The 21,665-nt window shown below is 37.8% G+C and carries 21 protein-coding genes; 9 read left to right on the top strand and 12 right to left on the bottom strand.

The features are described from left to right. Window positions 1-22: 22 nt before the first annotated feature. From pgsA to ODQ17_RS16090, 4 genes are all read right to left on the bottom strand, one after another. Window positions 23-610 carry a CDP-diacylglycerol--glycerol-3-phosphate 3-phosphatidyltransferase gene (pgsA, locus tag ODQ17_RS16105; RefSeq protein ID WP_004795051.1) on the bottom strand — a complete coding sequence of 196 codons (588 nt, stop codon included), beginning with the start codon at window positions 608-610 and terminating at the stop codon, window positions 23-25. A gap of 118 nt (window positions 611-728) precedes the next feature. Beyond that, window positions 729-1,523: a thioesterase family protein gene (locus ODQ17_RS16100; RefSeq protein ID WP_322904966.1), complete on the bottom strand. Its 795-nt coding sequence runs from the start codon at window positions 1,521-1,523 to the stop codon at window positions 729-731. Window positions 1,524-1,643: 120 nt separating this feature from the next. Then, window positions 1,644-3,443 carry an excinuclease ABC subunit UvrC gene (uvrC, locus tag ODQ17_RS16095; protein ID WP_005301786.1) on the bottom strand — a complete coding sequence of 600 codons (1,800 nt, stop codon included), beginning with the start codon at window positions 3,441-3,443 and terminating at the stop codon, window positions 1,644-1,646. Between the two features lie 133 nt (window positions 3,444-3,576). Continuing rightward, the gene (locus ODQ17_RS16090; RefSeq protein WP_322904975.1) at window positions 3,577-4,107 is read right to left on the bottom strand and encodes a CHAP domain-containing protein; all 531 of its coding nucleotides are present in this window, start codon (window positions 4,105-4,107) and stop codon (window positions 3,577-3,579) included. Window positions 4,108-4,246: 139 nt separating this feature from the next. Between ODQ17_RS16090 and ODQ17_RS16085 the strand changes: the two genes are divergently transcribed. After that, window positions 4,247-4,618, top strand: coding sequence for a transposase (locus tag ODQ17_RS16085; RefSeq protein ID WP_199943478.1), 372 nt, complete (start codon window positions 4,247-4,249; stop codon window positions 4,616-4,618). 33 nt (window positions 4,619-4,651) lie between these two features. Further along, window positions 4,652-4,888 (top strand): hypothetical protein, encoded by a 237-nt coding sequence (locus ODQ17_RS16080; protein ID WP_322904965.1) that lies wholly within the window; start codon window positions 4,652-4,654, stop codon window positions 4,886-4,888. A 76-nt stretch (window positions 4,889-4,964) separates the two neighbouring features. On the opposite strand, the gene lpxO is transcribed toward ODQ17_RS16080, so the two are convergent. Next, window positions 4,965-5,879: a lipid A hydroxylase LpxO gene (lpxO, locus tag ODQ17_RS16075; RefSeq protein ID WP_004795061.1), complete on the bottom strand. Its 915-nt coding sequence runs from the start codon at window positions 5,877-5,879 to the stop codon at window positions 4,965-4,967. A gap of 574 nt (window positions 5,880-6,453) precedes the next feature. Between lpxO and fadB the strand changes: the two genes are divergently transcribed. Continuing rightward, the gene (gene fadB, locus ODQ17_RS16070; RefSeq protein ID WP_322904964.1) at window positions 6,454-8,607 is read left to right on the top strand and encodes a fatty acid oxidation complex subunit alpha FadB; all 2,154 of its coding nucleotides are present in this window, start codon (window positions 6,454-6,456) and stop codon (window positions 8,605-8,607) included. A 12-nt stretch (window positions 8,608-8,619) separates the two neighbouring features. Continuing rightward, complete coding sequence (gene fadA / locus ODQ17_RS16065) at window positions 8,620-9,792, top strand: acetyl-CoA C-acyltransferase FadA (protein WP_004795064.1); 1,173 nt, start codon at window positions 8,620-8,622, stop codon at window positions 9,790-9,792. 47 nt (window positions 9,793-9,839) lie between these two features. Here the strand turns inward: fadA and ODQ17_RS16060 are convergent, their stop codons facing one another. After that, entirely contained in the window at window positions 9,840-10,331 is a 492-nt protein-coding gene (locus ODQ17_RS16060) for a hypothetical protein (RefSeq protein ID WP_199987298.1), read from the bottom strand. Between the two features lie 280 nt (window positions 10,332-10,611). On the opposite strand from ODQ17_RS16060, the gene ODQ17_RS16055 reads away from it, so the two are divergent. After that, the gene (locus ODQ17_RS16055) at window positions 10,612-11,328 is read left to right on the top strand and encodes a hypothetical protein (protein WP_322904963.1); all 717 of its coding nucleotides are present in this window, start codon (window positions 10,612-10,614) and stop codon (window positions 11,326-11,328) included. A gap of 70 nt (window positions 11,329-11,398) precedes the next feature. Here the strand turns inward: ODQ17_RS16055 and ODQ17_RS16050 are convergent, their stop codons facing one another. Next, the gene (locus ODQ17_RS16050; RefSeq protein ID WP_322904962.1) at window positions 11,399-12,043 is read right to left on the bottom strand and encodes an RBBP9/YdeN family alpha/beta hydrolase; all 645 of its coding nucleotides are present in this window, start codon (window positions 12,041-12,043) and stop codon (window positions 11,399-11,401) included. Window positions 12,044-12,114: 71 nt separating this feature from the next. Between ODQ17_RS16050 and ODQ17_RS16045 the strand changes: the two genes are divergently transcribed. After that, the gene (locus ODQ17_RS16045) at window positions 12,115-12,480 is read left to right on the top strand and encodes a MerR family transcriptional regulator (protein WP_322904961.1); all 366 of its coding nucleotides are present in this window, start codon (window positions 12,115-12,117) and stop codon (window positions 12,478-12,480) included. Between the two features lie 21 nt (window positions 12,481-12,501). Here ODQ17_RS16045 and ODQ17_RS16040 read toward each other — a convergent pair whose 3' ends face one another. Beyond that, entirely contained in the window at window positions 12,502-13,260 is a 759-nt protein-coding gene (locus tag ODQ17_RS16040) for a hypothetical protein (protein WP_322904960.1), read from the bottom strand. Window positions 13,261-13,437: 177 nt separating this feature from the next. On the opposite strand from ODQ17_RS16040, the gene ODQ17_RS16035 reads away from it, so the two are divergent. From ODQ17_RS16035 to ODQ17_RS16025, 3 genes are all read left to right on the top strand, one after another. Continuing rightward, on the top strand, window positions 13,438-14,139 hold the full coding sequence (locus tag ODQ17_RS16035; protein WP_322904959.1) for a DsbA family oxidoreductase: 702 nt from the start codon (window positions 13,438-13,440) through the stop codon (window positions 14,137-14,139). Between the two features lie 360 nt (window positions 14,140-14,499). Next, window positions 14,500-15,642, top strand: a complete 1,143-nt coding sequence (locus tag ODQ17_RS16030) for a hypothetical protein (protein ID WP_322904958.1) — start codon at window positions 14,500-14,502, stop codon at window positions 15,640-15,642. Window positions 15,643-15,767: 125 nt separating this feature from the next. Continuing rightward, window positions 15,768-16,664 (top strand): selenocysteine synthase, encoded by an 897-nt coding sequence (locus ODQ17_RS16025; protein ID WP_322904957.1) that lies wholly within the window; start codon window positions 15,768-15,770, stop codon window positions 16,662-16,664. An 83-nt stretch (window positions 16,665-16,747) separates the two neighbouring features. Here the strand turns inward: ODQ17_RS16025 and htpG are convergent, their stop codons facing one another. The 4 genes from htpG to ODQ17_RS16005 form a co-directional block, all read right to left on the bottom strand. Next, window positions 16,748-18,667, bottom strand: coding sequence for a molecular chaperone HtpG (htpG, locus tag ODQ17_RS16020; RefSeq protein ID WP_049838001.1), 1,920 nt, complete (start codon window positions 18,665-18,667; stop codon window positions 16,748-16,750). Window positions 18,668-18,769: 102 nt separating this feature from the next. Continuing rightward, window positions 18,770-19,123, bottom strand: a complete 354-nt coding sequence (locus tag ODQ17_RS16015) for a lysozyme inhibitor LprI family protein (RefSeq protein ID WP_144733831.1) — start codon at window positions 19,121-19,123, stop codon at window positions 18,770-18,772. A gap of 189 nt (window positions 19,124-19,312) precedes the next feature. After that, window positions 19,313-19,897, bottom strand: coding sequence for an OmpW/AlkL family protein (locus tag ODQ17_RS16010; RefSeq protein ID WP_023274335.1), 585 nt, complete (start codon window positions 19,895-19,897; stop codon window positions 19,313-19,315). A 330-nt stretch (window positions 19,898-20,227) separates the two neighbouring features. Then, window positions 20,228-21,652: a Na+/H+ antiporter family protein gene (locus ODQ17_RS16005; RefSeq protein WP_005301747.1), complete on the bottom strand. Its 1,425-nt coding sequence runs from the start codon at window positions 21,650-21,652 to the stop codon at window positions 20,228-20,230. Window positions 21,653-21,665: the final 13 nt, after the last annotated feature.

The raw sequence follows: 21,665 nt of genomic DNA, 5'->3' as shown, positions 1-21,665 counted from the left end.
GGCTTAATCATTCAATCTGAGCTTAAGGTTGCTTTAAATACGGCCAAGCTGCTTTAAGGTAAATAAACATTGACCATAAAGTTAAAATGACTGCTGTATATAACAACGCATAAGCCAACATTTCTAAAGGCTGCCAATTGAGTAAGAACACACTAATGGCAATCATCTGAAAAGCTGTTTTATATTTGCCTACTGTCGATACAGCTACACTCGTTCTTGCGCCAAGTTCTGCCATCCACTCACGTAAAGCAGAAACTGTAATTTCCCGTGAAATAATGACAATTGCCGCAAAAGCCATTGAAATGGTTGGATTCCACTGCACCAAAACAATAAGTGCTGCCGCCACCATGAGCTTATCTGCAACTGGATCTAAAAAACGGCCAAATGCTGAAGTCTGGTTTAAAGTTCGTGCCAAATAGCCATCAAACCAATCGGTAATAGCAGCCAACACAAAAATAGCCGTTAAGATAATATGACGACTCATATTTCCTGCTTGCTCACCAATACCCATTGCAGGCGGCCAATACGCAATCACCAAAAATACAGGAATAAGCGCGATACGCGCCAACGTTAGGATATTTGGGATATTCAGGATTCGCCCTGTGGTCATAAACACCGCCAATTTAGTCTTCATGCATCTTGTAACAGACAAAAATACATTCTTCAATATTGTATCTATCTGTAACAGCCACTTTATACGAAATATACGAATCGAGGAAGTGGACTGCTTAAGTAAATACCGTAACAGTTTGCCGTAAAATTGCAATTAAATGATCATTTTGGTCCCAAAGATGGGCATATTCCGTGGAATAACCTTCACCAGCATATTCAGTCACCACTTTATATTTAAACCAGTCACATAATTGATGTGGAAATGGATGGACATAGGTAATGTGCCAAGTTAAAGAACTTGCAGGAGCAACTTGTTTAAACATCGGCAATACACCAGGTGGCCAAATATCCATCAAAACAATTAAATCTGGCAATGTCATTTGACGATTTTCATGCCTCTCTGGAGAGAACCTTGACCATCCTCCAAAGTCAGCATACTGACTTCCTGTAACAGGATAATGACCTTCTGCCCAGCATACATCAAAATGTTGATAGCATTCTGGCATTTGTCTAGCAAAAGGAATCGGCTGTAAATCTTCAGGTGGTGCATAAATTGGCACAATAGGTTCTTGCCGTACTTCAATATTCGACGCACGAGGCACACCAAAGCTTGCGACCAAAATAGTTTGTACCGCGCCATCTTGCCATAAACGGGTTTCAAGTGTAGTGACCGACTTTCCTTCCCTTAAAATTTCAACAGTCAATTGAGCAGGCCCCTGCTGAACAGGCCCCACAAAAGTAACACTACAACTTAATAATCTTTTATTTGGATCTTGAATATTGGCGCATGCTTTTTGCATCAGCAATCCCGCAACAAGACCGCCAAACACTGTTCGTCCTTGCAACCACCCTTCAGGTATTTCAATCCATTCCTTTTGTTTTATTTCTTCAAACAATTGCAGCAAAGACATTCCTTTCCCTAAAACAAAAGTGTTATTAGGGACGATCTTTCCTCATTTTGTTTAGAATGTGAATGGTCAATCCTTTAGTAATTGGCGAGCTATTTTGTCACTCCGCCTTTAAAACGATGCTTATTCATGCAGAATTTTATAAATCGTTCGAGCCATCATTTCACCAAAACCAGGCACAAGCGTGAGCTCTTTTTCAGAGGCTTTTAAAACACCTTGAATCCCACCAAAATGAGTTAATAAATCTCGACGGCGCTTTGGACCTAATCCTGGAATCGCTTCTAAAACTGAAGTGCTACGGCGTTTATCACGTTTAGCTCGGTGTTTAGTAATTGCGAAGCGATGGGCTTCATCACGCACCTGCTGAATTAAGTGCAATGCTTTATTGTCCTCTGGCAACTGGATTTTCGTGCCATCTGTAAAATGTAGGGTCTCAAGGCCCGGTTTACGCCCTTCACCTTTCGATACCCCCACCATAAAAGCATCGAGCCCAAGCTCTTGCATAACTTCCATCGCCATGTGAAGCTGACCTTTACCACCATCAATTAACAACAGATCAGGCAATATGGCTTTTTTATAGCGTCGTGTTAAGGCTTGGCGCATAGCAGCATAGTCATCGCCTGCGGTAATATCTTGAATGGCAAATTGGCGATAATCACGCTTACGAGCACCACCTTGGTCAAACACCACACACGAGGCAATTGGAGCTTCGCCCATGGTATGGCTAATATCAAAACATTCGATGCGATCAACGGGTCTTCCAATCACTTGCTCTAACTGATGGAAACGTTCATTGAGTTCTAAATGGTTACTCAACTGCCCCTTAATTGCATGTTGAACATTCATTTCGGCTAACTCTAGCCATTCAGCACGAGTTTCTCGAACATTACTCTTAATCTGAACCTTTTTGCCAAACTGCTGTGCCAATGCTTCTTCTAATTCTTTACGGTCAGGCAATGCAATGTTCACAATCAGTTCATTGGGTACTTCATCTGCAACCTGAAAGTAAAAGTTTGCCATAAAGTCACTCAGCATTTGCCCAAGATCATCACCAAGCATGTCAGGGAAATAGCTTTTTCCACCTAGCATTCGCCCATTGCGTACATACATAATCTGCACACACGTCACGCCAGCCTGATAAGCAATCGCCAGAATATCCGCCTCACCTTTGACTTTAAACACAGCTTGTTGCGCTTGAACTTCACGAAGCAAAGATAGACGATCACGGTAAAAAACAGCTTTTTCAAATTCAAGTTCAGCTGCTGCTTGTTCCATTTTGGCAATGAGCTCTTGATTAAGCTCTTTGGTATCACCTTGCAAAAAACGAATACTATTATTAATGTCTTCTTTATAATCTTCGGGTGAAATCAGCCCTACACAAGGTGCCGAACAACGCTTGATCTGATATTGCAAACACGGGCGCTTGCGCTGTGCAAAGTAGCTATTTTCACACTGACGTACATTAAAAAGCTTTTGTAGAACGAGTAAAGTATCACGGGCACTATAGGCACTTGGATAAGGTCCAAAGAACTTACCAATTTGGTGCTTCCCTTTGCCGCGACCACTAGCAAGCCGAGGATAGGGCTTATCTGCCGATACAAAAATATAGACATATGACTTATCGTCCCGCAGCATGATGTTATAAGGCGGACGATGCTGTTTAATTAAATTTTGCTCAAGGAGTAGTGCTTCAGTTTCTGAACGAGTGACTAAAGTTTCAATATCATAAATTCTGGCAACTAAGGCCTGAGTTTTAGGATGCTCAATAGTTTTAACAAAATAACTCGATACCCGATTCTTTAGGTTTTTCGCTTTGCCGACATATAACAATTCTCCCTCTTTCCCTAGCATTTTATAAACGCCTGGAAGTTGGGTCATATGGGCTAAAATTTTTTCAATATGGGGACGAGCGTTTTGATTCACTATCGGCAGACATGGCTTAATACTGAATACCTAATGTGATGTTTTCAACCTGAGTTTTCAAGTGCTTTACTGTGCCACAAGCCAAATTTGGAAACAGATTTGGATATGCCCCGACAAATTATGTCGTACTTGCTTAAGAATCGAGACGATAATAGCTATATTTCACGTCTTTTTCTTTATAGACCGCATAGGTTTTTTGACGAAAATCTGAGAACCAGCCATTCCCTGTATATCCCGCAATATGACCATATGTGTGGCCACTTGTTCGCTCAATAATATAAATATCGCCTTCTTGAGGACGATTAAAAGCAGGTTTAATTTTCTTATAACCATTCTTCTCAAGCGTATGTCCCCAGTCTGAAGCTGCTACCGGATGCTTAGACACATCTGCGCCTGCTGCTTGTAAAGCAATGCGAATATTCTTGGCGCATTTCTCTTTACTATGGTTGGCAGATATACTTTCAAGCTTACTTGAGAACTTATGCAAATTAATATTTTGATCTTCAGATTGATGACTTTTCACATCAGTTTTTTTATGTTTTTCAGTCGTCGAAGCTGCTTGTCTTAACATCACTTTCATTTTTAAATCATCTTGAGAGCTTTCTTCTTTTCTCTCTGCGATATGATGAACATGTGCATGAACTGCGTGATGAGCATGAGCCATTTTAAAACCTACTTCCGCTAACCAGTCTTCGAAAAAACCGCGCCATTGTAGAATCAAAATTGCTCTTTGGCTTTTAATAGTTGTAACAAATTGCCCGCACTGTGAAATGAGTCACAAAATTTAATAAAGGTTAATTTCTATGAATACCAAAGAATTTGTCAAAGAACTTATAAATACTATTTCAGACGAATATATCGATACTTATAAACAGATTTACTCATCTACTTTAATCGATAATAAAATTAAAGAAGATCCCTACTGGTTTGATGCTCTCACTTTTTATCAATCTTTATCTCAAAAAGATAAGGAAACCTTATTTAAAATCATTAAACAGACGACTATTGATACTACAAGTATAATTCTAGGTATTATTGATGGTCCTGTGACCTTAAATCAGATCCCTGGTGACTTTACGCTGACATATACAGAAAATGAGAAGACAGTAATTTTAAATGGAGATCTACAGGATGAATTCCTTACCAAAATAAAAGAAAGAGACATATCACAATGATATATAATGAATTATAGCAATGGAAATATAATTATGAGATTAAAACAAAAGCTTATTTATAAAAACTCGAAAAACGAGAAAATCAAATTAATAATCGAACCTTGGGCAGAAGAATATAATATTGAATCAAATTCTGAAGTAGAGATTATTGTTGAAGGCGATATAAAAAAAGGATATTTAATGATTGAATCAGAGATAGATCGCGTTATCATCTATGGTTGGCAAGGAAGTCTTATTCAAGTCTTCAAAAATGGTAAAATTATTGACTAATGATTTTATTAATAATCTATTCCTTATAACAGGTTATTTTAGCTTAAAACAAAAAACGCCCTTTCGGGCGTTTTAATTAAAATATATATGGTCGAACAAAAATCAGGAAGAAAATCCCAAGCATTAATAACCATTTTAAGAAGTAATACAACTTACGGTTTTTAGCTTTTAATGCTTTAGCTTTAATGCGAATTTGATAAACATAACCAAAAGCTTTATTTAAACCACCTGTTTGGTCACCTGTTTCATTCGGTGAACTTGCAGCAGTCATTACTTTACGACCAAACCAATGATTGAAACGTTCCATCCATTTCACTTTCATTGGACGTTCAACATCTGCAAAGAAAATAATGCGGTTTTGATCCGTCTTATTTTCAGCATAGTGAATATAGGTTTCATCAAACACGACACTTTGACCATCTCGCCAAGAGTATCTTTCACCATCAACATCAATAAAACAACGATCATCATTTGGCGTAATTAAACCCAAGTGATAACGCAGTGAACCTGCATATGGGTCACGGTGTCTTACCAAACGACTGTCAGGTGCAAGCTCGGTAAACATTGCGGCTTTAATTGTCGGCAATGTTTTAAGAAGAGCTGTGGTTTTTGGACAAAGCTCAGCAGCAGACGGATGGCTTGACTCGTACCATTTTAAGTAAAAACGCTTCCAACCTGTTTTAAAGAATGAGTTAAAACCTAAGTCGTTATATGTACTTGAAGCTTTGATCCCACCTTGGTCATATAAAGCTTTTGCTTCATCACGAATCATTTCCCAATTTTCATCCAACACTTTTAAATCTTTAAAATGCTGGGTGTCGATATAAGGCTGATTCGGCACCTTTGAAAAGATGTACATTAAAAAGTTAATCGGTGCGAGCAAGGTTGAATGGTCAAAAAATTGACGATAAAACGAGTGACGCACTTTACCGCGATGCTGGATATACAATGCCGATATCACAAAAATCGCTAATATGATCCACTTAATCATATTGCTACTCTATTCAAAAGATTAGGGGTAACTTCACCTTATATTTAAGGCAATAGAAACCGGAAGTTTATTTAATTGGCACAAATTTTAACAAAATTGACTTATAAAAAGCGAATGTAAAAAAAATAAGTCAAATAATAGGTCTCATATTTTTATAAGAAATAAAAGAAGCCTCGGTGTTTTTTCAACACTTTAAAAAGTTAAAACTTGTTGTTATTTTTATTCGCTTTTTTAAGATAAAAATTGAACAATTGACTTTTTTGACAAAAAATTAACTTTTGAATTTTCTTATTTTTTATAAGAAATCTTGATACTTCCAGAGCTTTATAAAGAAAAATTTAAAGCAAAACAAAAGCCTTGGATTAGCAGCTATCTTTATGATTTCTTTTATGCATTTAATACAGATGAATTGAATAATAAATAAGATGACCCTTGCGTCACGGCTTGATACAACTTGTCAGGTTTTTTTTAGATATAGTTATCGTAAGATTAGCGAAGCATAAATGTGTACCAAAGCTGTGCACACGCTTCATAACATCAACTTAGAAGTCCTCCAAAACCAAGGAGATCAGGCATGATCCACGCTGGCAATGCCATTACCGTCCAAATGCTTTCGGACGGAATTGCAGAATTCCGCTTTGACTTACAAGGTGAGTCGGTCAATAAATTTAACCGTGCAACAATTGAAGATTTCCAAGCTGCTATTGCTGCGGTAAAAGCAAATAACGATATTAAAGGCTTAGTTGTTACGTCTGGCAAATCAACATTTATTGTTGGGGCAGACATTACCGAATTTGGTGAAAATTTCGCTCAAGGCGAAAAAGCGATTGTTGACTGGCTTATGCCTGTTCACGAAATCTTCAATAGCTTTGAAGATTTAGAAATTCCAAAAGTTGTTGCTATTAACGGTATGGCGTTAGGCGGCGGCTTTGAAATGTGTTTAGTGTGTGACTATCGTGTGATGTCAGAAGCTGCACAAGTGGGCTTACCAGAAATTAAACTTGGTATTTACCCAGGTTTTGGCGGTAGCGTACGTTTAAGCCGTGTTATTGGTATCGACAACGCGGTTGAATGGATGGCAATGGCTGCTCCTAAAAAACCAGCTGCTGCACTAAAAGATGGTGCTGTAGATGCGGTTGTAGCTGCTGATAAATTACTTGAAGCTGCAACTGATTTAGTGAAGCAAGCAATTTCTGGTCGTTTGAACTGGAAAGCAAAACGTCAAGAAAAACTTGATGCTGTAAAATTGAACCCACTTGAACAAATGATGGCTTTCAACACAGCAAAAGGTGCTGTACTTGCTAAAGCAAATCCTGCTCAATACCCTGCTCCAAAATTATTACTTGATTCATTACAAGCAGGTGCAAGCCTTGCGCGTGACGAAGCATTAAAAGCAGAAGCCGAAGGTTTTGCTAAAGCGGCGATTACTCCACAAGCTGGTGCATTGATTGGTTTATTCCTCAATGATCAAGTTGTTAAGAAAACTGCTAAAAAACATGAAAAAGGTGCGCACCCAGTAAACCAAGCAGCTGTACTTGGCGCTGGTATCATGGGTGGTGGTATTGCTTACCAAGCGGCAAGCAAAGGCACACCAATCATCATGAAGGATATTGGTAACCCACAACTTGCACTAGGTATGTCAGAAGCGAACAGCTTGTTAACTAAACAAGTTGAACGTAAGAAAATGAAACCTGCGCAAATGGGTGAAACCCTTGCACGTATCCGCCCTACTTTAAGCTACGATGAGTTTAAAGAAGTTGATATCGTGATCGAAGCGGTTACAGAAAATCCAAAAGTTAAAGAAATCGTTCTTGCAGACACTGAAAAGCATGTTCGTGAAAACACGATTATTGCGTCTAACACGTCTACAATTTCAATTACACGTTTAGCGAAAGCATTACAGCGTCCTGAAAACTTCGTTGGTATGCACTTCTTCAACCCAGTTCACATGATGCCGCTTGTAGAAGTAATTCGTGGTGAAAAGACTTCTGAAGAAGCGATTGCGACTACTGTTGTTCTTGCTCAAAAAATGGGTAAAACACCAATCGTTGTAAATGACTGCCCAGGGTTCTTGGTTAACCGTGTATTGTTCCCTTACTTTGGTGCATTTGACCTTCTTGTAAAAGACGGCGCAGACTTCCAGCAAGTTGACAATGTAATGTCTAAGTTTGGCTGGCCAATGGGTCCTGCTTACCTCATCGACGTTGTTGGTATCGACACGGGTGTACATGGTGCAGAAGTCATGGCTGAAGGTTTCCCAGACCGTATGAAGCCAGACTTTAAAGGTTCAATCCAAGCAATGTACGAAGCTAAACGTCTTGGTCAAAAGAACGACGTTGGTTTCTACAAATACGAACTCGATAAGAAAGGCAAGAAAGCAAAAACTGTTGATCCAACAGCGTATGAAATCATTGCTCCTTTCGTAACGGGTGAAAAACGCGAGTTTGATAACCAAGAAATCATTGACCGCATGATGCTTGCTTTCTGTAACGAAACAGTTCGTTGCTTAGAAGACAACATCGTTGCAACTGCTGCTGAAGCAGACATGGCAATGATTATGGGTGTAGGTTTCCCTCCATTCCGTGGTGGTCCATGTCGTTATATCGACCAGACAGGTGTTGCTGAATATGTTGCGCTTTGCGACAAATATGCACACTTAGGTAAGGCTTATGAAGCGCCACAAATGTTGCGTGACATGGCTGCTAACAACAAAAAATTCTACGGTTAAGGAGCAACGTGAATGGCTACTTTAAATCCACGTGACGTTGTCATCGTTGATGGCGTACGTTCTGCAATGGGTAAAACCAAAAACGGTATGTTCCGCAATGTACGTGCTGACAGCTTATCTGCTGAGTTGGTTCGTGCGCTCGTTGCTCGTAACCAGTTTGACACCAATGAAGTTGAAGATCTGATCTGGGGCTGTGTAAACCAGACTTTAGAACAAGGTATGAACATTGGTCGTAACATCGGCTTATTGGCTGACTTACCAAAAACTGTAGCAGGTCAAACTGTAAACCGTCTTTGTGGTTCATCTATGCAAGCACTTCATACTGCTGCTGCACAGATTGCAACCAACCAAGGTGATATCTTCATTATTGGTGGTGTGGAGCACATGGGCCACGTAGGTATGATGCATGGCATCGACCTAAACCCTGAAGCATCTAAACACTATGCTAAAGCATCTAACATGATGGGCTTAACTGCTGAAATGTTAGGTCGCATGAACGGCATTAGCCGTGAAGAGCAAGACGCATTTGGTGTTGAATCTCACCGCCGTGCTTGGGCTGCAACTCAAGAAGGTCGTTTTAAAAACGAAATCGTTGGTGTTGAAGGTCACGATGCAAATGGTTTTAAAATCCTTTGCGACATTGATGAAGTAATTCGTCCAGATGCAAACCTTGAGTCGTTCAAAGCACTACGTCCTGTATTCGATCCGAAAGGCGGTACGGTAACTGCTGCTACATCTTCAGCGTTGTCTGACGGTGCTTCTGCAATGTTGCTTATGTCTGCTGAGCGTGCACAAGCGTTAGGTTTAAAACCACGCGCTGTAATTCGCTCTATGGCAGTTGCAGGTTGCGATGCTGCAATCATGGGTTATGGTCCAGTTCCAGCAACTCAAAAAGCGCTTAAACGCGCTGGTTTAACGATGGCTGATATTCAAACTATCGAGTTAAACGAAGCATTTGCTGCTCAAGGCTTATCAGTAATGAAAGGCTTAGGTATTTATGACAAGCAAGACATCATTAACTTAAATGGTGGTGCGATTGCTTTGGGTCATCCACTAGGTTGTTCTGGTGCGCGTATCACCACTACGTTGTTGAACGTAATGGAACAACAAGATACTCAAATTGGTCTTGCGACCATGTGTATCGGCCTTGGTCAAGGTATTGCAACAGTAATCGAACGTGTTTAATTAACACCAAGATAAAAAAATCCCCGCTCAATGCGGGGATTTTTATTTTAACGGCCTTTTAAACCGTCTTGAATTTGCTGCTGTAAATTTATGAGGTCATTAAGGTTTACTTTCATCGTACCCTCACGATAAGCATCGACATTACTGCGATTAATATTCAAAGGTCTTAACATTTCAAAGATACCATTGGTTGGATCAGAAGACTGTATTCCACCCGCTACCGCTAAAATGTATTGTTGTAAGAATGGAGAAAGTTGAGACAAATCAGGTTGTGCCATAACTGGCTGATAATCTACCGTAGTCATGCCTTCAGGGACTAAAGCATTCTGTATATCATTATGAATTTTATACTCACGGTGTTGCAAAGCCTGACGCACTTTTTTATCTTCTTGGAAGGGTACAAATCCCACCTCTTCACGTAGCTCAGATTCAGCCATAACGCGAATTGTCGGTAAAGTAGCCACTTCTTCTGCTTGAACAGTCGGTAAACCCATAAAAGCAAATGCAGCAATGAAGGCTGATTGTTTTAGAAAGTTCATAACTTGCTCCAAAAATCACTCACCCTATTTCAACTAAAAGATGATGATTAAATTAAAAGTATCTATAAATAGGCTACAACAAAGTCGAATTTGATTCAGTAATGCTCAGATAAACGGTAAATATAATTAAATTTTTTAATGTAATAGTAAGGAACTTCATAAAAAATATTTTAGAAATTAGTCTGAAAGTAGCTAAGTCAGATCATATTGTTAGATTTAAATACTACGATTTTTTGTTTATAGTCAGCCTTTTATAAATCCATTGAATTCAATAGAAATAATGAAATTTAAAATATTAAATCAGAACATTGTCATGAGCTGCCTACTTGTCAGTTCCCTTCTCACTGGTTGTGCAAGTAATCGAATTATTGGTGAAAACACGCGAGAGCTATTTACAAAATATGACGCAGGCCATGAATGGATCACTTTAGTTGAAGATGATGTAATCGCATTCGGTAAACCATCCATATCCTTACCCAATGAACCTGAAGATAGTATTGTTATCGCAGGAAAAAAATATAGTTATGTCATTAATAAAGGTGGTAACGATTTCATTAAATTAATTAGCCAGCTAAATTCACAATATATTCAAATAAGTAATGAGTTAGACTTTAATGCCCCAGCTTCAAATAGTAACCGTTTTTACGGACATATTAGATTCTCTTACACCCCACCTAATGGAAAATTGAACGAGAAAGAATCAGCTTTATTTAAACAATATGGTGTAGTTCCATGTGGCTGTGCAAAGAAATTAGAACCACATAAATTTGATTTAAATCTTGAAGGAACTGTTTATCCTCCTGTAAACAATCTTAAAACAATAACCCCTTTATCCAAGCCATATCACGTTAAAATCCAATATCTTCACGATAAGAGCGGAAAAGTTCCCTTATCCACTAAGGAGAAACTAGCAAATTTACCACTGCTTCCGTTTACCTTAACTTTCGATATTATCGCTTTACCTGCGAAAGTCATGGGTATCATTTACCAACCTTAATAGACTACGGATAAGAATTACAAACTTTCAATAAAGATTAAAAAATCCCCGCTCAATACGGGGATTTTTATTAATCATTTAACATCTCTTTTAAAGAATTCACGACTTGTGGAAACGTCGTATAACCTTCTCTACCCAAAAAGTGCCCACCATTAGGAACCGTAATGTACGGCGCATCAATTTCTTTCGCCAATTGAATCGTCAGTTTTGGTGGAACCAAATCATCATTATCAGACAAATACACCAGCTTTTTCTTTATGTCCTTAAAATAGTTCGTATCGACTTTACTTTTTGTTATATATGCATCGAGTGGAGAAAAATCTGAAATTGGACCAGAAAATCCAGATACTAAAATCATTCCACCAATATTTTGGTAATCGTGCCTTTGTAAAAAGTGCAGTAACGTAATCACTCCTAAACTGTGCGCAACAAAATAGGTATTCTCATCCACCTTAGGGATCTGTTGATCTAAAACCTTCTGCCAAGCATCCACATCTGGATGCTCAGAATCTGGAAATGGAATTAAGGTAACAGTCGTATGTTCATCTTCTATTTGATGTTTTAAATCTAAAAACCAATGATCATCTATAGAAGCAGAGTAACCATGGAGCACAAATATTTGACGCATGTTCTTCTCCTGAAGTTCAAGTGTTTTGGCATTTGCAACAAATGACATTAATCCGAATAACACCAATAAAATGAGTTTTCTGATCATGGAACAAGTACCATTTTGAAATATACAAACATGCTAAACTATGACACCACTGTTAAGGTCAACCCCATTTTATGAACCTTGCCAAAGTTGCCGAACTCACAAAAGTCAGCCCGCGTATGCTGCGTTATTACGAAAGTTTAGGACTTATACAGCCTCATCGGGCGAGTAATAACTATCGAAGCTATACACAAAAAGACATTGAAAATATTAAGAAAATTAAAATATTAAATGATGCAGGCATGCACTTAAAAGACATTCAAGCCTTACTGCCTTGTTTTGATTTAGATGAACGCGTATTTACGCTGTGCTCAGTGGTTCAAGAAAAACTGCAAACTGAACTCATGCATGTGTCTGAACAATTAAACAAACTACAAACTTCTCAAAGTTTATTACAATCTTTTTTAACTAAAGGAAAAGCCGAGAGCACCAAACCATAATTTTTGATGCTCATGCTACGCTTATTCTTTTAAATCTCCTTCGAGTGCAGCTACATTCTTTTTCTTAATTTTTTCAATTTTTGCATTCAGTTTTAGAACATCTTGGTAAAGCCCATTAAACTTTTTGACCTGAGCATTTTCATGGAAAAGAATCATCTGATCTTTCTTCTGCCATTCATAATTTTTTAGAAGCTTAAACATTTCTTCTGCTTTATCTAAAATTTGTAGCTCAATCATAAAAATTGCATGATCTTGATCAGCTTTTTGCTGAGTTCCTAATTTCATTTCAAGAAGTTGTCTCATCTCTGCATCGACAGATAATTCCTGAACTTTTGCTAAGAAAGTTTTATGAATTTTTTCATATTCAGTTTGATACTGATCTGAAGCCATACGGACAGCAGCTAACATCTTCTCGGTTTCTACAAACTTTTGCTTTTTATCAAGATCTAGACGGTCAACATTTAAAAAAGTATCCCATTTTGCCGCCTTTAACTCTCTTAAATATGCATTTCGTGCATTAATATTTTGAATCCAATAACTTAAAAGAAATTCTGAAATTTGCTTATAGTGTCCTGCCAACCGTTTATCGTGAATATTAAGCTCGACAGGTTTAGACCAGTCTTGCGCTTGTTCATAAAGCTGGTTCATTTTTTCAGTCATGACGACATCAAACATTTGGCTACTGTCTTTGGCCTGCTGCTGTTTGATATGTTGATAGGTGAAAAAAACAATGCTTGTGATAACAATAAGACTTGCTATCGCAATCAAAACTCGGCGCATACACACCTCCTATTTCCCTTCTTATAGTTTTGCTCTTTATAGTTATAAAATAGAGCTTATTCTTCTTTATATGCCATTTATTTCACAATACGCAACACTGTATTCGCTACTCAAAGCTTTAAATCCTTGTGCATCATCCCTATTATGATGGGTAATTAAAATTTATGAGATTCTCCCATGCGTGTTGATGTCTGGTCTGATGTAGTTTGCCCTTTCTGTTATATCGGCAAAAAACGCCTTGAACATGTAGCTGCGGAAGCAGATATTGAGCTTGAAATTCACTGGCATAGTTTTGAATTAGATCCTGATGCGCCAGCAAAACATGACACTTCAAATACTGAGCGTTTAGCTAAAAAATATGGCCGTACCTATGAAGAGATGGAAGAAATGGAACGCAATATTGCGGCCATGGCTGCCTCTGAAGGTATTGATTTCCAATGGCAAAAGGCGAACTCAGGCAATAGCTTTAATGCACACCGTATTATTCACCTTGCGCAAAGCAAAGGCTTAGGCAACCAAGCAAAAGAAGCTTTTTTCCATGCTTATATGACCGAAGGTCTGGCAATTGGTGAACGTGAAGTTGTAGAAGAAATTGCTTCTCGTATTGGTCTTGATAATGCGGAAGTTGAATTTGTATTAGATACAAATGAGCTATCTGACTTTGTTCGTCATGACGAAAAGATTGCTAAAGAGCAGTTAAATGTTACGGGTGTGCCATTTTTTGTATTTGATCAACGAATTGCACTCGCTGGTGCTCAACCACGTGACGTCTTTTTAAAAGTCTTAGAGCAAGCACAACTTAAAGCAAATGCTGAAGCTGTTGAGCAAGATGATGCTGCTGTTTGTAATGATGAATCATGTGATATTCCGCAGAAATAAATCAATACAATTGAAAATGTGATGAAATCGTATGTTTTATCACCATTTTAGCAATAGAGCGTTCTAAAAAAAGAACTATCTAATTGTTTAAAATCAGTTTATGATTGCTTCTTAGAATATTCGCGCTGTAATGTTCTGTTTTTTATGTGTTTAATGATCGGAATTTGAAGTTTCCTTGATCTATCATCCCCCTTAATTGGGGGATTTTTTTTGGTTAAAAATAATCGCTACTAGCATAAACTTTTTCATTTATTTCAAATATGTAAAAAAAGTTAAATTTACTTAACTTTTGTGTCGTCCTCTTGATTTTATTAGAAAAATCAACAAAAGTGGAAACAACAACAAAACATAAAGATAGATATGAAAACATTTCACGTAATGCCTTATCGGCAGCTTTTTGCCCTTTTAACTCTTGGATTTGGTTCGGTATGCATTACTCATGCAGAAACGAGCTCTTCCTCTCAAAACCAACAAGTAGAAGGTTTGTCATCTGGAGTTCAAACCGAAGCTACAACAGATGAAAATCTGTTAGATCAGATCCCCCGTTGGGTAGATGCGACCCCCACCATTTTTCCAGAGCAGTCTAGTCAACCTATTGTTCCTCCTACCGAACAAACAGAAGATCAAACGTGGGTTGACCGTAAGCAAAAGAAAATTCGTAATTGGGCCGATCGTACTTCTGAAAAAATTGATAACTGGTTTGGTGAAGTCGATCCACAGAAACCTGCTACTGCAACCATTCGCGTGATGGTCGATAACTATTGGAATGAATACGATAATTTTGAAATTAAGCCCAGAATACGAGGCAGGATTAAATTACCAACGCTAGAAAAACGTCTAAGTGTGGTATTTGGTGATGATTCTTTAGATAACGAATTTAATAACAGTCCGGCCAATATTAACCAAAACCCAAATCAAGACTCCAATAAAAAGCTAAATGGTAAACAAACAAGAGATGACAATAGTTCTATTGCTTTGCGTTGGTCAGATTTCTCGAAAAAATTGCCTTTTGAAACAGATGCTGACTTAGGTATCCGTTCTGGAGACGATATTTATGTTCGTTTAAAAGCATCAAGAAATTGGCAACTCCGTAATGATTTTAAATTTTATGCTGAGCAAATTTATCGTTACGGCATAGACAGTGAAAACTACTTACGTACCAATCTTGAACTTACCCATGCCAGACCAAATCAACCGATTTTATCAAATCAGTTCAGCTTAACTTATGCCGATGATCAAGATGATGATCTAAGTTGGGAAAATAGGGTTTTCCGTGAACATAGTTTCTTTGCAAATAACCGTTTTAATTATGGTATTTATACAGGTGGTTATTACAACGACAATGACTTGCGTTTAAATAGTTGGGGACCATTTGTTTCATGGCGCCAACCTGTTTTACGTGAATGGTTCTTTGTTCAAGGAGATGTAAATTACTTTAATGATCACCGTGAAGATCGCAACCATTTTGTCAGTACATTCTTGCGCTTAGAAGCTCTTTTTTAAGCTACCAAACATCACCTTGGAACCCATCCAAGGTGATGAATAATAAAACACTTTTAAATAAATTTTTAAGCTTAGCCTTTTAAAGTATTGTTCTAATTTTTATTTTTGATTCCTTCTCCTTAAAAATGAATCAATTCTCCTCTTTTTCATTTCAGTACAAATCAGCTGCCTTAGTTTGTATTTATAGTTTCGGCGTATTGGCTTTAATTCCGCATACTCAATTTTTTTATAATACGTTCAAGCACCAACGGTCACGGCGTTATCCTTATTCTTCTACGAGTTTTACTAAAGTAAAAAGACAATCATTTTCACTCTCTCCTTGTAAAATAGAGACAAATGATGCTTTACCCGATGTTGCCTTAATTCAAGAACTAATGGCTGTATTTGGAAATGATACGTTATGGAAACGTGCGACTCAGCCTGAACAGACTTATAAAGCCTTTGGTAAGAAAAAGAAGAAAACCTCATCGACACAGGTTTCGACAACTAATCCACTGAGTGCAAGCTGGGCCACCATTTCAACTTGGATGCCTTTTGAAAATAATCTTGATTTAGGTTCAAACTCAGAAAACGATGTTTATGTACAATTTTTGGCAAAGAAAAAATGGAATTTAAGGCATAACATTAGTTTGGATACAGAACAGGTATTTCGCTACGGCTCTACTAGCCGGAACTACACCGAAACAACGCTGAACCTAACGCAAAAAATGCAAGACAACACTCTTTTCGCTAATAAATTTAATGTGAATAAGAGTGAAAATGAAGATTATAGTTGGGGAAATTGGACTTTCCAGCAGTATCAATTTTTAAAGGATAATCATCTTACTTATGGTGTCTATAGTGGTGGCGTATATACCAAAAATGACATTCGGCTAAATAGTTGGGGGCCTTATATTTCATGGCGCCAGCCTGTGTGGCGAAATTGGCTTTTTATGCAAAATAACCTTAACTTTTTTAACCATATTGATGATGATTCGAAACATCAGCTCAGCGTTCAAATGAATCTCGAAGCTAATTTTTAATCAGAAATTATCAAATTGTGGATAACTCTTTCTTTATCCACAAAAAAAGCCCCTGATAGTTCAGAGGCTTTTTTTAAACTGAATTATTTCAGCAATAAGCTATTAATACGTTTTACATAAGCTGCTGGGTCTTCCGGTAAACCACCTTCAGCAATAACAGCCTGATCAAAAATGACGTTAGCCAAGTCATCAAACTGTTCTGAACTTTCGAGTTTCTTCACTAATGGATGTTCAGGGTTAATTTCTAAAATTGGTTTGATTTCTGGTACTGCCTGTCCTGCTTGTTTAAGCATACGAATAAGTTGAGGTGATAATTCACCTTCACTTGTCACTAAACATGCAGGAGAATCAACTAAACGCGTCGTTACACGCACTTCTTGCGTTTTAGCTTTCAATGAGTCACTTAGTTTCTCAACAACAGGCTTAAACTGTTCAGCTGCTTGCTCAAGTGCCTTTTTCTCTTCAGCATCTTGTAAGTCACCTAAGTCAACCGCGCCTTTAGAGACATTCTTTAATGGTGTACCGTCAAACTCTTGAACAAAATTCATTGCCCATTCGTCAACACGTTCAGCCATTAATAATACTTCAATGCCTTTTTTCTTGAACAACTCAAGCTGTGGTGAGTTTTTCGCTGCCGCTAAGCTGTCAGCAGTCACATAGTAGATGGCTTTTTGGCCCTCTTTCATACGTGCCTTATAGTCAGCGAAAGAAGTTGTTACTTCATCATTTGTTGATGTCGCATAACGTAATAATTTTAAAATACGTTCGCGGTTACCAAAGTCTTCGCCCAAGCCTTCTTTAAGTACTGAACCAAACTCACTATAGAATGTCTTGAATTTTTCTTGGTCTTTTTCATCTTCCGATTTAGCCAAGCCATCAAGTACAGTTAATACGCGGCGTGCATTACCTTCACGAATCGTTTTAACATCACGGCTTTCTTGCAACAACTCACGGCTGACATTGAGTGGTAAATCAGCGCTGTCCACTACACCTTGCACAAAACGTAGATAATTTGGAATTAAATTATCCGCATCATCCATAATAAAGACACGTTTCACATAGAGCTTAATACCCGCTTTGGCTTCACGAGTAAAAATGTCATGCGGCGCTTTACTTGGAATATAAAGTAACTGCGTATATTCGGTACTACCTTCAACACGGTTATGCGCCCAAGCCAGTGGCGCTTCAAAGTCATGCGTTAAGTTTTTATAGAACTCAACGTACTGCTCTTCAGTCACTTCGCTCTTGTTACGTGTCCATAAAGCACTAGCTGAGTTAATTGCTTCCCACTCGCCAGTTTTGACCATTTGGCCGCCTTTAGGCTCTTCACCTTCAGCAACCTCTTCTTCTTGCCAAACTTCTTTTTGCATTTCAATTGGCAAGCTAATGTGATCAGAGTATTTATTAACGATCTGCTTAACTTTATAAGATTCTAAATAATCAAGCGCGTCATCACGCAAGTGAAGAATAATGTCGGTACCACGTGAAGCTTTATCAATTTGCTGAACTTCAAACTCGCCTGTACCACCACTAATCCAACGCACCCCTTCAGATGCATCTAGACCCGCACGGCGTGATTCCACGGTAATTTTATCGGCAACAATAAAACCTGAGTAAAATCCAACACCAAATTGACCAATCAACTGAGCATCTGCTTTTTGATCACCAGTCAATTTTGACATGAAATCTTTAGTACCCGATTTTGCAATCGTACCTAAGTTATCAATCGCTTCTTGCTGATTTAAGCCGATACCATTATCAGAAATCGTTAAAGTTTTATCTTCTTTATTTAAAATGACTCGTACATGTAAATCGGGATCATTTTCATAATATTCAGGATGATTAATTCCTTCAAAACGCAACTTATCACATGCATCTGATGCATTAGAGATCAGCTCGCGTAAGAAAATCTCAGGGTTAGAATAGAGAGAATGCGTCACTAAATGTAAAAGCTGTGCAACTTCCGCTTGGAAACTATAATTTTGTGATGCTTGTTCACTCATAAATCACTCCTTAAATTTTGAAGTCTGTTTGTTCTCGAATGCTTTATGAATGGAGTACTTCTAGAATTTTTCAATCCTGAATATTAAAAATTTTTACTCTAATTAAAATGGACCGTGGCTTAACACTCTATCTTGCAATATCGCGTCTAACTGCTGTTGTCGTTGTTGATAAGCTTTGCTAATACAACTTACACCAGCCGCACAGGCATTTCTTTTTTTCAGCCATTGCTGCTGAGCATCTTTTTGGTTGTCCCGCCCGCCCATTGGTAAAGCATGCAGAACAATTTGATAGGTCGTCGCCATTTTCACATCGGCATCATTTAAAGAACGGTTTTTACAAATACTTTTTTCCGTTTTCGTTTTTGCAGCATCACATGAGAAACTTGCGGCTTGCAAACTCTGTGTAAAAGCAATACCACTAAAAACAGCCAAACACATCGCTAATTTTTTGTTCATGATTTTATTCCCATGTTTTGTAATGAATAGAAATTAGTTTAGAAAAAAATTGGCATAAGATATGTATAAAACTGTCTGTTTTATGCTTTTTTTAGTGCAAATAAAATCCATAAAAAAACCTCACATAAAATATATGTGAGGTGCCTGAGTCTAGGTTTATTATTATATTTTTTCTATTTATTATTATGCTTAAAATTTATAGCTATAACCTAAAGTGTAAACAAATGGATTAATATCTAGATCAAACTTAGTCCCATCATTTAAAGTAACTTCTGGGCTTAAATCAGCATAACGAACATCTACAAATACTCCCCAGTTTTTAGCATCCGCAGGTTGGAAATTAAAACCAACTTGTCCTGCCACACCAAAATCTTCTTTCACATCTTTTACAATGCCATCTTCATCCCAAGCAATAAATGCTGTTGCACCAACACCAATATATGGCGTAAAACGAGTCGAATTTTTAAAATGATATTTAGCAGTAATCGTTGGTGGTAACTGTTTAAGACTCGCTACCTTATTTCCATTTAGCAACACATCATGGTTAACAGGTGCTGCTAATAATAACTCTGCCGAAAATGGAGATTGACTAAAAAAGTATTCTACCGATGGTGTAAATGCATATTCATGATCTGCTTTAACTACAGTGTTTTCAGCAAGTGTCGTATCTTCCGAAGGAGCGATAACACTACCACCAAATTTCACTTGCCAATTACCAGCAAAAGTAAAAGAAGACATCCCCATTAATGCAACAACCAAAACTTTTTTGAACACTTTAATATCTCCAAACTTATTTATATTTATAATAAACATGTATTTTAAAATCATGCAATACACATTATAAAATTAATTTATCATTTATTTTTAAATAACTGTTTTAAATAAAATTATATATTAACCAACCATTTTAATTGGTTTTTATTCCAACCTTATTAATCAAGATTATTTTATATTACCAACCATTTTAATATACTTTTCAATTCTGAGTATTTTAATATAATTTATTTTAAATACATCTTTTTATTTAGCCAATAAAAAACCTTCTTAATTTAAATCTAAAGATCATCATTAAGAAGGTTAATAATTTAATATTTTATAAAAAATCTATAAAACCATTGCAGCAATCCAGCCAAAAATTAATAGCGGAATATTAAAATGAATAAATGTAGGTACAACTGTATCCCATATATGGTCATGTTGCCCATCTACACCTAAACCAGCTGTTGGCCCTAAGGTTGAATCAGAAGCTGGTGAGCCTGCATCACCTAATGCTGCTGCTGTTCCAATAAGGGCAATCGTCGCTAATGGTGAAAATCCAAACTGTACGCATAACGGTACATAAATAACGGCTAATACAGGTACACTTGAGAAAGATGAACCAATACCAATCGTGACAAATAAACCAATGCATAGCATCAAGAAAGCTGCAAGTGCTCTATTATCCCCAATGATTTCAACCACACCTTTGACCAGTTGATTGATATCCCCTGTATGCGTCATTACCGATGCAAAGCCCGCAGCAGAAATCATAATGAAACCTACCAAGGCCATCATTCGCATGCCTTGTACAAAGACATCATCTGCATCTTGCCATTTAAAAATTCCGGCAGTAGATAGAACAGCAAAACCGACTAAACCACCCAAAATCATTGAACCCGAATAGAGCTGTGCAGCCAGTGTCAGGCCAATTGCAAGCAATGCCATATAGATCGTTTTCTTTGCAATTACGGGCGCTTGCTCTGCCTCATGCTTTAACTCTTCTGCATCTGCTTTTAAGTCAGCTGTTTCATCTTGCGCTGTTGCACGAAGAGGTTTATCTAAATCAATCGTTGTAGTTGGTGTAATAGCGCGATCAGCATAAATTCTTGGTTTACGGTAGCTAATAAATACAGCAACCAAAGTACCCAAAACCATTCCCAAAACAGGAATAGCCATGCCAATTGACATCATGCCACGCTCTACATGTAAGCCATACGCTGCGCCAACTTTGTTGATATTCCCCATCAAAATTTGTTCAAGGAAAATTGCACCAAATCCAACCGGAAGAAAAATATAAGTCCCGACTAAACCTAGCGTAAGCACACAGGCTGCTGCTCGACGATCTAACTTTAAATGGTTCATTACCCGTAATAATGGCGGAACGAGTACGGGAATAAAGGCAATATGAACCGGAATTAGGTTCTGAGAGAAAATAGCAGCGATGAGTAAAATACCTAACAGTAGATATTTCACTTTCGTCTCGCGGCTTTTTCCAGCTTCCATTCCCAACAAACCAATCAGTTTATGGGCAAGCAAATCAGGTAAACCAGATTTTGAAAGTGCCAGAGCAAATGCCCCTAACACAGCATAGGCAAGTGCAACTTCAGCACCATCACCAAGACCAGCGTTAAAGGCATCAACGGTTTGAGAAAGGCTTAAACCTGCTACGAGGCCGCCTACAATGGCAGAAACCACTAAAGTCAGTACGACAGAAACGCGCGCCAGTGATAATAAAAACATCACTGCAATCGCAATAACGACAGCATTCATGAATAAATTCAGA

It is taken from the genome of Acinetobacter sp. IRS14 (genome assembly GCF_034650275.1).
Lineage (GTDB): Bacteria > Pseudomonadota > Gammaproteobacteria > Pseudomonadales > Moraxellaceae > Acinetobacter > Acinetobacter oleivorans.
Note: the sequence above shows the minus strand (reverse complement) of the source record. Positions and strands in the feature narration are given on the sequence as shown.

What these genes read in the sequence shown, in the direction of transcription:
- pgsA (WP_004795051.1), bottom strand. Translation starts at nt 610, where the DNA reads ATGACCACAGGGCGAATCCTGAATATCCCAAATATCCTAACGTTGGCG.
- ODQ17_RS16100 (WP_322904966.1), bottom strand. Translation starts at nt 1,523, where the DNA reads ATGTCTTTGCTGCAATTGTTTGAAGAAATAAAACAAAAGGAATGGATT.
- ODQ17_RS16090 (WP_322904975.1), bottom strand. Translation starts at nt 4,107, where the DNA reads ATGGCTCATGCTCATCACGCAGTTCATGCACATGTTCATCATATCGCA.
- ODQ17_RS16085 (WP_199943478.1), top strand. Translation starts at nt 4,247, where the DNA reads ATGAATACCAAAGAATTTGTCAAAGAACTTATAAATACTATTTCAGAC.
- ODQ17_RS16080 (WP_322904965.1), top strand. Translation starts at nt 4,652, where the DNA reads ATGAGATTAAAACAAAAGCTTATTTATAAAAACTCGAAAAACGAGAAA.
- lpxO (WP_004795061.1), bottom strand. Translation starts at nt 5,879, where the DNA reads ATGATTAAGTGGATCATATTAGCGATTTTTGTGATATCGGCATTGTAT.
- fadB (WP_322904964.1), top strand. Translation starts at nt 6,454, where the DNA reads ATGATCCACGCTGGCAATGCCATTACCGTCCAAATGCTTTCGGACGGA.
- fadA (WP_004795064.1), top strand. Translation starts at nt 8,620, where the DNA reads ATGGCTACTTTAAATCCACGTGACGTTGTCATCGTTGATGGCGTACGT.
- ODQ17_RS16060 (WP_199987298.1), bottom strand. Translation starts at nt 10,331, where the DNA reads ATGAACTTTCTAAAACAATCAGCCTTCATTGCTGCATTTGCTTTTATG.
- ODQ17_RS16055 (WP_322904963.1), top strand. Translation starts at nt 10,612, where the DNA reads ATGAAATTTAAAATATTAAATCAGAACATTGTCATGAGCTGCCTACTT.
- ODQ17_RS16050 (WP_322904962.1), bottom strand. Translation starts at nt 12,043, where the DNA reads ATGATCAGAAAACTCATTTTATTGGTGTTATTCGGATTAATGTCATTT.
- ODQ17_RS16045 (WP_322904961.1), top strand. Translation starts at nt 12,115, where the DNA reads ATGAACCTTGCCAAAGTTGCCGAACTCACAAAAGTCAGCCCGCGTATG.
- ODQ17_RS16040 (WP_322904960.1), bottom strand. Translation starts at nt 13,260, where the DNA reads ATGCGCCGAGTTTTGATTGCGATAGCAAGTCTTATTGTTATCACAAGC.
- ODQ17_RS16035 (WP_322904959.1), top strand. Translation starts at nt 13,438, where the DNA reads ATGCGTGTTGATGTCTGGTCTGATGTAGTTTGCCCTTTCTGTTATATC.
- ODQ17_RS16030 (WP_322904958.1), top strand. Translation starts at nt 14,500, where the DNA reads ATGAAAACATTTCACGTAATGCCTTATCGGCAGCTTTTTGCCCTTTTA.
- ODQ17_RS16025 (WP_322904957.1), top strand. Translation starts at nt 15,768, where the DNA reads ATGAATCAATTCTCCTCTTTTTCATTTCAGTACAAATCAGCTGCCTTA.
- htpG (WP_049838001.1), bottom strand. Translation starts at nt 18,667, where the DNA reads ATGAGTGAACAAGCATCACAAAATTATAGTTTCCAAGCGGAAGTTGCA.
- ODQ17_RS16015 (WP_144733831.1), bottom strand. Translation starts at nt 19,123, where the DNA reads ATGAACAAAAAATTAGCGATGTGTTTGGCTGTTTTTAGTGGTATTGCT.
- ODQ17_RS16005 (WP_005301747.1), bottom strand. Translation starts at nt 21,652, where the DNA reads ATGAATGCTGTCGTTATTGCGATTGCAGTGATGTTTTTATTATCACTG.